At 67.1% G+C, this 13161-nt stretch carries 12 protein-coding genes, 1 tRNA gene and 1 riboswitch; of the genes, 7 read left to right on the plus strand and 6 right to left on the minus strand.

Annotated elements, in window-relative coordinates; translation table 11 throughout:
- Positions 1-19: 19 nt before the first annotated feature.
- Positions 20-334 (plus strand): Rdx family protein, encoded by a 315-nt coding sequence (locus AC1RLU_RS08880; protein WP_047580587.1) that lies wholly within the window; start codon positions 20-22, stop codon positions 332-334.
- 116 nt (positions 335-450) lie between these two features.
- Here the strand turns inward: AC1RLU_RS08880 and AC1RLU_RS08885 are convergent, their stop codons facing one another.
- From AC1RLU_RS08885 to thiO, 4 genes are read right to left on the minus strand one after another with little or no spacing between them, the layout of a single operon-like run.
- Positions 451-1059 carry a thiamine phosphate synthase gene (locus AC1RLU_RS08885; RefSeq protein WP_492795055.1) on the minus strand — a complete coding sequence of 203 codons (609 nt, stop codon included), beginning with the start codon at positions 1057-1059 and terminating at the stop codon, positions 451-453.
- Between the two features lie 14 nt (positions 1060-1073).
- Positions 1074-1844 carry a thiazole synthase gene (locus AC1RLU_RS08890; protein ID WP_492795056.1) on the minus strand — a complete coding sequence of 257 codons (771 nt, stop codon included), beginning with the start codon at positions 1842-1844 and terminating at the stop codon, positions 1074-1076.
- A 1-nt stretch (position 1845) separates the two neighbouring features.
- Complete coding sequence (gene thiS, locus AC1RLU_RS08895) at positions 1846-2043, minus strand: sulfur carrier protein ThiS (RefSeq protein ID WP_061964195.1); 198 nt, start codon at positions 2041-2043, stop codon at positions 1846-1848.
- On the minus strand, positions 2027-3022 hold the full coding sequence (gene thiO / locus AC1RLU_RS08900; RefSeq protein WP_492795249.1) for a glycine oxidase ThiO: 996 nt from the start codon (positions 3020-3022) through the stop codon (positions 2027-2029). The genes thiS and thiO overlap by 17 nt, the downstream gene beginning before the upstream one ends.
- A 77-nt stretch (positions 3023-3099) precedes the next feature.
- Positions 3100-3201, minus strand: a riboswitch (TPP riboswitch).
- Between the two features lie 212 nt (positions 3202-3413).
- Here thiO and AC1RLU_RS08905 point away from each other — a divergent pair.
- Positions 3414-3504, plus strand: a tRNA-Ser gene (locus AC1RLU_RS08905).
- Positions 3505-3726: 222 nt separating this feature from the next.
- Here AC1RLU_RS08905 and AC1RLU_RS08910 read toward each other — a convergent pair.
- The gene (locus AC1RLU_RS08910) at positions 3727-4185 is read right to left on the minus strand and encodes an Lrp/AsnC family transcriptional regulator (RefSeq protein ID WP_061964197.1); all 459 of its coding nucleotides are present in this window, start codon (positions 4183-4185) and stop codon (positions 3727-3729) included.
- Positions 4186-4351: 166 nt separating this feature from the next.
- Here AC1RLU_RS08910 and putA point away from each other — a divergent pair, with 166 nt between their 5' ends.
- The gene (gene putA, locus AC1RLU_RS08915; RefSeq protein WP_492795058.1) at positions 4352-8053 is read left to right on the plus strand and encodes a trifunctional transcriptional regulator/proline dehydrogenase/L-glutamate gamma-semialdehyde dehydrogenase; all 3702 of its coding nucleotides are present in this window, start codon (positions 4352-4354) and stop codon (positions 8051-8053) included.
- A gap of 70 nt (positions 8054-8123) precedes the next feature.
- Here putA and AC1RLU_RS08920 read toward each other — a convergent pair whose 3' ends face one another.
- Positions 8124-8678, minus strand: coding sequence for a helix-turn-helix transcriptional regulator (locus AC1RLU_RS08920; RefSeq protein ID WP_492795059.1), 555 nt, complete (start codon positions 8676-8678; stop codon positions 8124-8126).
- Between the two features lie 118 nt (positions 8679-8796).
- On the opposite strand from AC1RLU_RS08920, the gene AC1RLU_RS08925 reads away from it, so the two are divergent.
- The 4 genes from AC1RLU_RS08925 (at position 8797) to AC1RLU_RS08940 (ending at position 13091) form a co-directional block, all read left to right on the plus strand.
- A complete protein-coding gene (locus AC1RLU_RS08925) occupies positions 8797-9519 on the plus strand; it encodes a haloacid dehalogenase type II (protein ID WP_061964203.1) in 723 nt (240 codons plus the stop codon).
- Between the two features lie 83 nt (positions 9520-9602).
- Positions 9603-9878, plus strand: a complete 276-nt coding sequence (locus AC1RLU_RS08930) for a hypothetical protein (RefSeq protein ID WP_061964205.1) — start codon at positions 9603-9605, stop codon at positions 9876-9878.
- A 198-nt stretch (positions 9879-10076) separates the two neighbouring features.
- The gene (ggt, locus tag AC1RLU_RS08935; RefSeq protein WP_492795250.1) at positions 10077-11681 is read left to right on the plus strand and encodes a gamma-glutamyltransferase; all 1605 of its coding nucleotides are present in this window, start codon (positions 10077-10079) and stop codon (positions 11679-11681) included.
- A 30-nt stretch (positions 11682-11711) separates the two neighbouring features.
- On the plus strand, positions 11712-13091 hold the full coding sequence (locus tag AC1RLU_RS08940) for an L-serine ammonia-lyase (protein WP_492795062.1): 1380 nt from the start codon (positions 11712-11714) through the stop codon (positions 13089-13091).
- The last annotated feature ends 70 nt before the right edge of the window (positions 13092-13161 follow it).

The raw sequence follows: 13161 nt of genomic DNA on the forward strand, positions 1-13161 counted from the left end.
CCTGCTTCGGTGACCGCTCATGACCCAGACCAAGCCCGCCCCCCGCATCGCCATCACCTATTGCTCGATGTGCAACTGGATGCTGCGCTCGGCCTGGCTCGGGCAGGAACTGCTCTCGACCTTCGGGCAGGATCTCGGCGAGGTCGCGCTGATCCCGCGCACCGGCGGCATCTTCCAGATCCATTATGACGGCGAGCTGATCTGGGACCGCAAGGCCGATGGCGGCTTCCCGGATTCGAAGGTGCTGAAGCAGCGCGTGCGCGACCGGCTCGACCCCGAACGCAGCCTCGGCCATGTCGACGGGCACACGATGTCGGCCGAGGCGGAGAGCTGAGACGCCCTTTCGTTGGCCGTCATGCTCGGGCTTGACCCGAGTATCTCGGAAACCAGTGCCTTCTCGTCATGAGATTCTCGGGTCGAAGGTTCGCTCCGCCCGAGAATGACGCCCTCTCAGGCCGCGTGCTTCCGCGTCGCCGCAACCCAGGCCTTCAGCCGGCCTTCGGGATCGGCGTTCAGCGTGATGTCGGTCACCGCCGCGACGATATCGGCGCCGGCCTCGAACACACCCGGCGCCCGCTCCAGCGAGATGCCGCCGATGCCGACCAGCGGCAGGTCGCCGATGCGGCGCTTCCAGTCGCCGAGCCGCTCGAGGCCCTGCGGGCCGAAGCGCATCTGCTTCAGGATCGTCGGATAGACGGGACCGAGCGCGACATAATCAGGCTTCGCCGCCAGCGCGCGCTCCAGCTCCGGCTCGTCATGGCTGCTGATGCCGAGCTTCAGGCCGGCCTTGCGGATCGCATCGAGATCGGCCTCGTCGAGATCCTCCTGGCCGAGATGCAGCCAGTCGCACCCCTCGGCGATGGCGAGCTTCCAGTAGTCGTTGACGACGAGCACGCAGCCGGCCGCGGCGCAAAGCGTCTTCGCCCGCGCGATCTCGCGGGCGATCTCGGTCTCGGGCCGGTCCTTGACGCGCAACTGCACCAGCTTGACGCCGAGCGGCAGCATCCGCTCCAGCCAGTCGGCGCTGTCGAAGATGGGGTAGAACGGATCGAGCTTCATGCGGGAGCGATCTTTCAGGCCAGGAAGGCTTTGCCCATGACGGGCGTGGAGGGAGCGGCCATGTCGCGCGCCTCGATCGGTTGCGCGGCAAAAGCCTGACGACCGGCGCGGATGGCGAGCGAGAAGGCCTCCGCCATCGCGGCGGGATCGCCCGCCTTGGCGACTGCGGTATTGAGCAGGATGCCGTCATAACCCATCTCCATCGCCTGCGCGGCATGGGACGGCAGGCCGATGCCGGCATCGACGACAAGCGGCACATCCGGGAAATGCTGGCGCAGGCTGCGCAGGCCATAGGGGTTGTTGAGCCCCCTGCCCGACCCGATCGGCGCACCCCATGGCATCAGCACCTCGCAGCCGGCATCGAGCAGGCGCCCGCCGACCACGAGATCCTCGGTCGTGTAGGGAAAAACCTTGAAGCCGTCATCGGCGAGAATGCGCGCGGCCTCGACCAGCGCGATCACGTCCGGCTGGAGCGTGTCGTCCTCGCCGATCACCTCGAGCTTGATCCAGTCGGTACCGAAGACCTCGCGCGCCATCTGCGCCGTGGTCACGGCTTCCTTGACGGTGTGGCAGCCGGCCGTGTTCGGGAGCACCTTGACGCCGAGCTCGCGGATCAGCGCCCAAAAGGCCTGGCCGGCCCCCCCGGAGGATTCCCGCCGCAGCGAAACGGTGACGACCTCGGCGCCCGAACGCTTCACCGCCTCGGCCAGGATCGCGGGCGACGGGTATTGCGCCGTGCCGAGGAACAGCGGGTTCTGCGGCTCGAAGCCATAGAAGGACGCCATCTCAGCCTCCCTGCATCGGCGCGACGATCTCGATGCGGTCGCCTTCGCTTAGGGCCGTTTCGGCGCGCTTGCGGGCCGGCACGAAATCGCCGTTCACCGCGGTCGCGACGATGCGGCCGCCGAAGCCCAGCTCCGCCAGCGCCTCGGCCAGCGTCTTCGCCGCGACGTCCTGCGGGGCGCCATTAAGCAGCAAGGTCATGCAGCATCTCCGGTGTTGCTTGCGGGTTCAGCACGGCATCCGCCGCCATCCGCGCCATGGCGGGGCTGAGCAGGAAGCCGTGGCGATAGAGCCCGTTGACATGGATCACGCGGCCGCGACGCGTCAGCCGCGGCAGGTTGTCGGGAAAGGCTGGGCGGGCATCGGTGCCGATCTCGACCACCTCCGCCTCGCCGAAAGCAGGGTGCAGCGCATAGGCCGCGCCGAGCAGTTCCAGCATGGCGCGAGCGGAGATGCGACGCCGCTCGCCGCTCTCGATCATCGTCGCGCCGACCATGAAGAGCCCGTCCGCGCGCGGGACGATGTAGAGCGGAATGCGCGGATGCAGCAGCCGGACAGGGCGCGACAGGCTGATATCGTCGCTGCGCAGCAGCAGCATCTCGCCTTTTACTCCGCGCAGGCCCGGGAGGACATCACGCGCCGCTAGCCCCCGGCAATCGAGGGCGATATCGGCATCGAGATCGACGGGCTCGACGGCGCTGTTGAAATGGATTGTGCCGCCGTTCGCGAGGAGGCGCTCAGCCAGCGCGGCGATGGCTTCACGCGGATCGAGATGTCCTTCACCCGCAAAGAACAGGCCGCGCGAAAACCGTCCGGCGAGATCGGGCTCGAGCACGGCGATGGCCTCGCCATCGATCTCCTCGAAATGGCTCGTGCGCTGCCCGAAGCGGCGCAATTCCGAACGATCCCGGCTCGGCGCGACCACGAGCGTGCCGTTGCGGACGACCCCACCGGCATGGCGCTCCCACCAGTCGGCCGCCTGCTGGCCGAGCCGGATCACCGGCTCCTCGGCGCTTTCGCCCTCGCACCACGGCGCCAGCATGCCGCCAGCAAACCAGGAACAGGCTTCGGCACCGATGCGCGGACCGCGCTCATGGATGGTGACCTGTGCGCCGCGCGCCAGCAATTCGGTGGCGCAGGCCAGGCCGACGACACCAGCGCCGACCACCGCGACGTTCAGGCTGGAATGAGGGCGTTCTGCCGTCATGCTCTTCCCTGCTCCCGGGAAGGCAGCGGCCTGGGCACGAGCAAAGTGTCTGCGAGCCGAAGACCGTTCCCTTCGCCGGCATTACCCGGATCAGGTACGATGGGTTGGCGCTGACCACGCCTCTCAGCCTCTCGGCACCCCAACGGACAGGCTCAATCTAATGGCTGCCCTGCGGCGGAGCAAGGCGAGCCGGCGCAGGGCTTGGTTGTCAGAGACGCCGCTTTGCGGAGGCCAACTTCTGATGTGCCCTCCCTTCACACGGGAGTGCTCGGTGGCCCACTGAGGAGCATGCACAGGCGAAGCGAAGGAAGTTGCCGACGAGGCTTGTCAAACGGCTCTGCAATCGGGCATAGAGCCTCTCGCCGGAGACGTGGCCGAGAGGCTGAAGGCACTCGTTTGCTAAATGAGCATACCCCACAAGGGTATCGAGGGTTCGAATCCCTCCGTCTCCGCCACTCTTTTTCTGCCCCTCCTTCGTTCGCTTGAACTTGAATTCGCACGCGGTTGCGTCGCACGGGCGCGCGCATTCTCATGCATCGGCGAGCGTCCGATCGGGCCTTGTTCATCGCTGTGGCGATCTCCCAGCCCGGCAGGTGCGCTGGTCGGCGGCTGGATTGGGTCGTCGCGATCAAGCAGGGCCGCCGACCGGCGATGCCGACACCGCAAGCGCGAGGGCCTCACCAGGTTTCCTTGACCGTTTCCATCGCGACATTGGTCGAGGTGTTCGCGACATGGGGCAGGTTCGAGATCTTCTCGCCCAGCACGGCCCGGTAGCGCCGGATATCCGGCGTGCGGATCTTCAGGAGGTAATCGAAGCGGCCCGCGATCATGTGGCACTCCTCGACCTCCCTGATTTTCTTGACCTCCTCGTTGAATTTCGTCAGCGCCTTTTCCGTGGTGTCGGACAGCTTGACCTCGGCGAAGGCGATGTGATCGAGCTTCAGCTTCGCCGGATTGAGCGTCGCCCGGAAGCCTTCGATATAGCCGTCGTCGACAAGCCGGCGGAACCGGATCTGGCACGGCGTCTTGGAGAGGCCGATCCGCGCGCCGAGCTCGGCGATCGAGATCCGGCCATCCTCCCTGAGCACGTCCAAGATCTTGCGATCAAGCGCATCCAAATCGCCTTCGATTGGCATTTCCTTAGGCTTTTTCACTTGCAATCCTCAAATCTGAAGTCTGAACGGACTGCAGGATAACAAAATTTAGACCGCCTGAGAATCGCGCTCATGATAAGCTCCCGCGCAAAGAACGGGAGAGGGTATCGCCCCCGGCCCGTCGCGTTCGAACCCGCCGGGACAAGCCATGAGCCAAGCCACCGCTGCCGCCGCCAACACCGCCTCCAGCCCGGCGCCTTTCGAGGGCTTCGCTCCGCCGATCCGCGAGCAGTCGGCGCTGCGCCAGGCGATCACCGCCGCCTATCGCCGGCCTGAAACGGAGTGCCTTCCGCCCCTGCTGGCGGCTGCGAAGCTGGCGCCAGCGAGCAAGCAGGAGATCGCGCGCACGGGGCGCAAGCTGATCGAGGCGCTGCGGGCCAAGCACAAGGGCACCGGCGTCGAGGGGCTCGTCCAAGAATATTCGCTCTCCAGCCAGGAGGGCGTCGCGCTGATGTGCCTCGCCGAGGCGCTACTGCGCATCCCAGACACCGCGACGCGCGACGCGCTGATCCGCGACAAGATCGCCGATGGCGACTGGAAGTCCCATGTCGGCGGCGGCAAATCGCTCTTCGTCAATGCTGCGACCTGGGGCCTCGTCGTCACCGGCAAGCTGACTTCGACCGTCAATGACCGCAGCCTCGCCGCCGCCCTGACCCGCCTCATCGCTCGCGCGGGCGAGCCGGTGATCCGGCGCGGCGTCGACATGGCGATGCGGATGATGGGCGAGCAGTTCGTCACCGGCGAGACGATCGACGAGGCGCTGAAGCGCGCCCGGCCGCTGGAGGCGCGCGGCTTCCGCTATTCCTACGACATGCTCGGTGAGGCGGCGACCACCGCCGCCGATGCCGCGCGCTACTATCGCGACTACGAGAACGCGATCCACGCTATCGGCCGGGCCGCGAACGGGCGCGGCGTCTTCGAAGGCCCAGGCATCTCGATCAAGCTCTCGGCCCTGCATCCGCGCTATAGCCGCGCGCAGGCTGGCCGCGTCATGAGCGAGCTGCTGCCGCTCGTGCGTGAGCTCGCGCTGATCGCCAAATCCTACGATATCGGCCTCAATATCGATGCCGAGGAAGCCGACCGGCTGGAGCTCTCGCTCGACCTGCTGGAGGCGCTGAGCTTCGATAACGCGCTGCAAGGCTGGAACGGCCTCGGCTTCGTGGTGCAGGCCTATGGCAAGCGCTGCCCCTTCGTGCTCGACTGGATCATCGATCTCGCCCGCCGCTCAGGCCGGCGCATGATGGTGCGCCTCGTCAAGGGCGCCTATTGGGATGCCGAGATCAAGCGCGCTCAGGTCGACGGGCTCGCCGATTTCCCGGTCTATACCCGCAAGGTCCATACCGACGTCGCCTATGTCGCCTGCGCCCGCAAGCTGCTGGCAGCTCCCGACGCGATCTTCCCGCAATTTGCGACGCATAACGCCCAGACGCTGGCGACGATCTACCACCTCGCCGACAGCGACTTCGCGGTCGGCAAATACGAGTTCCAGTGCCTGCACGGCATGGGCGAGCCGCTCTATGACGAGGTCGTCGGCAAGGACAATCTCGACCGGCCCTGCCGCATCTATGCGCCGGTTGGCACCCATGAGACGCTGCTCGCCTATCTCGTGCGGCGCCTGCTGGAAAACGGCGCGAACTCCTCCTTCGTCAACCGCATCTCCGATCCGAGCGTGACCATCGACTCGCTCGTCGCCGACCCCGTCGACGTGGTCGAAGCGATGCCGGTCATCGGCATGCTGCACGATCAGATTGCGCTGCCGGGCGACCTCTACGGCGCCGACCGCGTCAATTCGAAGGGCATTGACCTCTCCAACGAGGCGGCTTTGGCTGAGCTCGCGAGCAATCTCACTGCTACGGTCGGGCAGAACTGGCATGCCGTGCCGCTGCTGGCGGATAACTCCACCGCCGGCACGACGCGACCGGTCCTGAATCCGGCGGATCATGCCGACGTCGTCGGGCAGGTCACCGAGCTTGCCGTCGAGGATGCCGCCAGGATCGCGCGTCTCGCCGCCGAGGGCGGCAAGGCCTGGGCCGCCGTGCCCCCGGCCGAACGTGCCGCCTGCCTCGACCGCGCCGCCGACCTCATGCAGGCGCGCATCGAGACGCTGATGGGCATCGCCATGCGCGAGGCCGGCAAATCGGCTGCCAACGCGATCAGCGAGGTGCGCGAGGCCATCGACTTCCTGCGCTATTATGCCGACCAGGCGCGCAAGACGCTGGGCCCGGCGCATGCGCCGCTCGGGCCGATCGTCTGCATCAGCCCGTGGAACTTCCCGCTGGCGATCTTCACCGGGCAGGTCGCGGCCGCGCTGGTCGCGGGCAACGCGGTGATGGCCAAGCCCGCGGGCGTCACCCCGATCATCGCGCATGAGAGCGTCAAGATCCTGCATGAGGCCGGCGTCCCGCGCGGCGCCCTGCAGTTCACGCCGGGCAGCGGGCGCCTCGGCGCCGCTCTGGTCGGCGCGGCGGAGACGGCGGGCGTGATGTTCACCGGCTCGACCGAGGTCGCGCGCGGCATCCAGGCCCAGTTGGCGGAGCGCCTCTCGGCCGAGGGCAAGCCGATCCCGCTGATCGCCGAGACCGGCGGCCAGAACGGCATGATCGTCGATTCCTCCGCGCTGGCCGAGCAGGTCGTCGCCGACGTCATCGCCTCGGCCTTCGACAGCGCCGGCCAGCGCTGTTCGGCCCTACGCGTGCTCTGTCTGCAGGAGGACATCGCCGACCGCACGCTGCACATGCTGCAGGGCGCGCTCAAGGAACTCACCATCGGCCGCACCGACAAGCTCAGCGTCGATATCGGCCCGGTGATCAGCGAGGGTGCCCAGGGCGAAATCGACGAGCATGTCGCGCGCATGCGCGGCCTCGGCCGCAAGGTCGAGCAGCTCCCGCTGCCGGAGAGCGCGGTGAAGGGCACCTTCGTGCCGCCGACCATCGTCGAATTGAAGAGCCTGACCGACCTGAAGCGCGAGGTCTTTGGGCCGGTCCTGCACGTCATCCGCTATGAGCGCGAGGATCTCGACAAGCTGATCGACGAGGTCAACGGCTCCGGCTACGGCCTGACCTTCGGCCTGCATACGCGGCTCGACGAGACGATCGCCCATGTCACCAGCCGCATCAAGGCGGGCAATCTCTATGTGAACCGCAACATCATCGGCGCCGTCGTCGGCGTGCAGCCCTTCGGCGGCCGTGGCCTCTCCGGCACCGGTCCCAAAGCCGGCGGGCCGCTCTATATCGGCCGCCTCGTGCGCAAGGCGCCGGTGCCGCCCCAGCACGGCTCGGTCCATATCGACCCGGCGCTGCTCGAATATGCCGCCTGGCTCGCGAGCAAGGGGCTGAAGGCGGAAGCCGATGCCGCCCGCGAGACCGGCGGCCATTCGGCGCTGGGCTTGCATATCGAGCTGGCCGGTCCGGTCGGCGAGCGCAATCTCTATGCGCTGCATCCGCGCGGCCGTATCCTGCTCGCGCCGCAGACGGAAGCAGGCCTCCATCGGCAGGTCGCGGCGGCGCTGGCGACCGGCAACCAGCTCGTCATCGACGCGGCCTCCGGGTTGAAGGGAGCGCTGTCGGGGCTGCCGGCTGCGGTGGAAACCCGCATCGGCTGGACTTCGGACTGGGAGGCCGACGGCCCGTTCTCCGGCGCGCTGGTCGAGGGCGATACCCAGCGCATCGGCGAGGTGAACCGCCGGATCGCCGGGCTTTCCGGCCCGCTCGTGCTGGTCCAGGCGGCGAGCACGGAGGAGCTGAAGCGCGATCCCGATGCCTATTGCCTGAACTGGCTGCTGGAAGAGGTCTCGACCTCGATCAACACCACGGCCGCCGGCGGCAATGCCAGCCTGATGACGATCGGCTGAAGCTCCCGGAGACGGAAAGCGCTCGAGCCGGCCCGGCCGTGGGCATCATCCCCCACGGCCTGCCGGGCGGTCAGCCGCTCAGCAGAAGCTCGACCAGTCGCCTGGTGCTGTTGACGTTGTATTTCCGCAGCAGCCGGGCGCGATAGATGTCGACGGTGCGCGGGCTGATGCCCAGTGCCTTGGCGGCCTCCTTGCCCGTCCTGCCCTCGATCAGGAGTGCGGCGACGTCGCGTTCGCGCGGCGTCAGCGACGTTCGCAGCGACGGCCCGGCAGCTTCAGCCTTTGCGAGCTCGGAGAACACCCACAGCGCATGCCCGTGCGCGTCGTCTGGCGTATAGGTGAAGCCGCTGACCCTGACCCAGAACAGGCTGCCGTCGAGGCGCCGCATCACGCGGTCATCGGTATAGCTGCGCTCATCGGACAGGCGCGCGCCGACGCGCTTCCCGGTCTCCTCGTAATCGGATTGCGTCGGGTAGAGCCGCTCGAAGGTCTGGCCGACGAGATCGCCGATCGATCCGCGGAATATCCTGGCGAATGCGAGGTTGCAGGCCAGGATGATGCGATTGCGGCCCACGACAAGCCCGACCGGGGCATTCTCGAAGGCCTGTCGGAAATCCACATCCATCGGAACCGCCTCCAGCCCGGTTTTCAGGCCGACAAGCCAGCCGCACACTTAAGTGTCCGATACCTATAGAATTAGGTATTTAGGTAGCCTAGCCTTTTTCGGAGAAGGGACAAGACCGATGCAACTGACCGACTTCAAGGCTCTGACCTTCGACTGCTACGGCACGCTGATCGACTGGGAAACCGGCATGTTCGAAGGGTTGAAGCCGCTCACCAGCCGGCTCGCGACCCCGCCCACGCGTGATCAGGTGCTGGAAGCGCATGCGCGGCATGAATCGTCGCAGCAATTGCAGACGCCGACCCGGATCTACCGGGACCTGCTGCCGATCGTCTACAAGCGCCTCGCCGAGGAATGGGGCCTGTCGGCGTCCTGGGAGGAATGCGTGGCGTACGGGCAATCGGTCAAGAACTGGCCGGCCTTCCCCGATTCCGCTGAAGCGCTCCGGTACCTTAAGCGTCACTACAAGCTCGTGATCCTGTCGAATGTCGACAATGAGAGCTTCGCCGCAAGCAATGCGAAGCTCCAGGTCGCCTTCGATGCGATCTACACGGCCGAGGATATCGGCTCCTACAAGCCGGCGGATCGGAATTTCGACTACATGTTCGAAAAGCTGGAGACGCTGGGCATCCGGAAGCACGAGATCCTGCACACCGCCGAGAGCATGTTCCACGACCATGGCCCGGCGAACCGGCACGGACTGGCCTCCTGCTGGATCTATCGCCGCCACGACAAGGACGGCTTCGGCGCGACGATGCATCCGGGCGACATGCCGAGATATGATTTCCGCTTCAACAGCATGGCCGATCTCGCGAAGGCGCATCGGGAAGCGCTTGGCGGCTGATCCCGCCGGCAGCCGGGCATCGGCAAGGCCTATGCGGAACCCGATCGGCCCCGCGGAGGTTCACCTCCGAGGAGGATCGATCGATGAGCAAGGTTTCCGATCAGGCGAGCGGCGTCCCGGCTGTCTTCAGCACGGCTCGCAGGCCCGGGCAGCCAGGAGACGAAAACGAAAGCCGCGCCGGCCCGAACCCGCGCTCGGCTCACGCCACCGGTCCCCATGCTCCCTACGAGCCGCACGATCCCGAAGGCCTGGCGGCCGAGAAACATCATTCGGACCCCGTCGAGATCTCCGAAGATGCGGTGAATGAACGCAAGCCGAGCGGAACGATCAAGATCGTCGACCTCAGGAAGCCGGCCTAGACCATCGGACCCGTGACGATGGTCCCGCTCGGCCGCCTCGCCCATGTTCCAAAAGGATGCCTGTCCCGCCGCAGGCCGCCGGGATCAGGATGGACCCCGCGCTGCATTATGAGGCAGTGATGGGGCCGCAGGATTCGCCGCGGTGCGGATGATGCCGCCGACGCGAACCGGGACGAGGAAACGCCACCGATGCCGACGATGAAGAACGCGATGATCGTCGCGCCGCAGCCGGAAGCGGCGGAGGCCGGGGCCGAGGTTCTGGAGCGCGGCGGCAACGCCATCGACGCGGCGATCGCCTGCGCCTTCATGCAGGGCGTGGTCGATCCGCTGATGTGCGGCATCGGCGGCTTCGGCTCGATGCAGGTCTACATGCCGCGCCGCGGCGTCCATGAGATCGTCGAGTTCTATGCAAAAGCTCCGCTCGCCGCGACGCCGGACATGTGGCTGCAGCATCTGCAGGGGCAGACGCGGGACGGTTTCGCCTTCCTGCTCAAGGGCGGGATCAACGAGTTCGGCCATCTCGCCGTCTGCACGCCGGGCAGCGTCAAGGGCTATGCCCATGCGCTCTCCCGGTTCGGCACGATGGATTGGCGCGACGTGATGGCACCCGCGATCAGGCAGGCGCATGAAGGCGTGCTCGTGCGGCCGCACATGCACTGGTTCTGGAGCCAGGACCAGAGCGGCGGCGGTGAGGTCAATACCGGCGACAAGCTGCGCTACAGCAAGACCGGACGCGACGTCTACTTCCGGCCCGATGGCAGCCCCAAGCGCGTCGGCGACACCCTGGTCAATCCCGATCTCGCCGCCACGCTGGAGCATCTCGCCAAGAGCGGCCCGGACGATTTCTACCATGGCGCGCTGGCCGCCCGGATGGCCTCCGACTTCGCGGCCCAGGGCGGGCTGATCAGCGAGCGCGACTTCGCGGCTTATGAACTCTCGGTCGCCGAGCCGATCTGGGGTTCCTATCGCGGGCACCGGATCTCGACCTCGCCGCCGCCGGCGAGCGGCATGTCGATGCTGCAGATCCTGCACATCCTCGAGAATTTCGACATCGGCGCGCTCAGGCATGGCAGCGTCGAGCACATCACCCTGCTCGCCGAGGCAATGCGGCGCATGACCATCGACAAGGATCGCTTCATGGGCGACCCGGCCTATGTCGACGTGCCTGTCGAGCGACTGATCTCGAAGGCGCATGCGGCCGAGCAGGCCGAGGCGATCCGGCGCGGCGAGCGCGCGGTCATCGACAGGCTGGACAAATCGCAGCGCGAGACGACGCATGTCACCGTCGTCGACCGCGAGGGCAACGCCGTGGCGCTGACTCATACCCTGGGTAGCCCCTCCGGCGCGATCTCGGACGGGCTCGGCTTCATCTATAACGGCACGATGAGCCGCTTCGACCCGCGCCCCGGCCGGGCGGCGTCGATCGCGCCCGGCAAGCGCCGCGCCTCTTCCGCCGCGCCGACCGTCGTCTTCGACGGCGAGACGCCGCGCATCGTCATCGGCGCGCCCGGCGGCAGCTATATCGCGCCGGCGATCGCGCAGGGGATCATGAACATGCTCGATTTCGGCATGTCGCCCTTCGAGGCCGTCGCCGCACCGCGGGTCATGGCCGTCTCGAACACGATCGACATCTCCAACCGCATCCGCCGCAATGTCAGCGCCGAGCTCACCGCCGCCGGATATGACGTCAAACGTTCGGCCCAGACATTCCCTTTCGCAGCCCTTCATGCGATCGGAATCGTCGATGGCACGTGTTCGGGCGGGGCCGACCCGCAGCGCGACGGAATGGCGATCTCCGTCTGATTTCCAGACCGGCTTCGACAGGGGGCGGGGATGTTCCTGAGCGTATTCGACGTCTTCAAGATCGGTATCGGCCCTTCGTCCTCGCATACGATGGGGCCGATGACGGCGGCGGGGCACTTCCTCGACCTGCTGCGCCGGGACCCAGCGCGCGATCGCGCGGCAGCCGTCAAGGCGACGCTCTACGGCTCGCTCGCCTTCACCGGAAAGGGCCACGCCACCGACCGGGCCGTGGCGCTCGGCCTGCTCGGCTGGACGCCGGCAGCCTTCGACTTCGATGCGGCCGAACGCCAGCTCGACGAACTCGGCCGCAGCCATCTTCTGCGCCATGATGGCCTGCCGCCGCTGGCCTTCGATCCCGCGACCGACATCGTCTTCGACTACGGACCGCCTTTGCCCGGCCATGCCAACGGGCTCATCTTCTGCGCCCGCGATTCCGCCGGGGCGGAGTTGTTGTCCGAGACCTATTATTCGATCGGCGGCGGCTTCGTGGTCACGGCGCAGGAGCGCGAAGCCCCGGCCGCTTCTACGCAGACATCGTCCTGGCCCTATCCATTCGCGAATGCGGCAACGATGCTGCGCATGGCCAAGGAGAGCGGGCTGTCGATCGCGGCGATGAAGCGCGCCAACGAAATCCATCTCCAGCCAGAAGAAGAGGTCGAAAGCGGCCTCGCCCGCCTCTGGTCGGTGATGAACGACTGCATCGAGCGCGGCATGAATCAGGAGGGCGAACTGCCCGGCGGTCTGCGCGTGCGGCGCAGGGCGGCGCATATCCACCGGCAACTGGCGGCCGAGAAACTGGCCAATCGCTCGCAGCCGCATGCCTCGACGGACTGGCTCAGCGTCTACGCCATGGCGGTGAACGAGGAAAACGCGGCCGGCGGCCGCGTCGTCACCTCTCCGACCAACGGGGCCGCCGGGGTCGTGCCGGCGGTGCTGCGCTATTATCTCGACCATTGCGTCGGGGCGGAGCCGGAAAAGGTCTCCGACTTCCTGCTGACGGCGGCAGCGATCGGCGGGCTGATCAAGCACAACGCCTCGATCTCCGGGGCCGAGGCTGGTTGCCAGGGCGAAGTCGGCTCCGCCGCCGCGATGGCCGCGGCCGGGCTCTGCGCCGTGCTCGGCGGCTCGCCAGCGCAGATCGAGAACGCCGCCGAAATCGCGCTGGAGCACCATCTCGGCATGACCTGCGACCCTGCGGCCGGCCTCGTCCAGGTGCCCTGCATCGAGCGCAACGGCATCGGCGCGATCAAGGCAGTCGCGGCCGCGTCGCTGGCTCTGCGCGGGGACGGCTCGCATTTCATGCCACTCGACAACTGCATCGAGGCGATGCGGCAGACCGGCGAGGCCATGAACGAGCGCTTCAAGGAAACCAGCCTCGGGGGGCTCGCGGTCAACCTGCCGGAATGCTGAGCCCTCCCCTGTCATTTTTGCATGATGGATCGGGCAAGCGCCCGATAGGGTGGACGCACAGCCTGCAAGG

It is taken from the genome of Allobosea sp. GW822-FHT05A11, assembly GCF_058800455.1.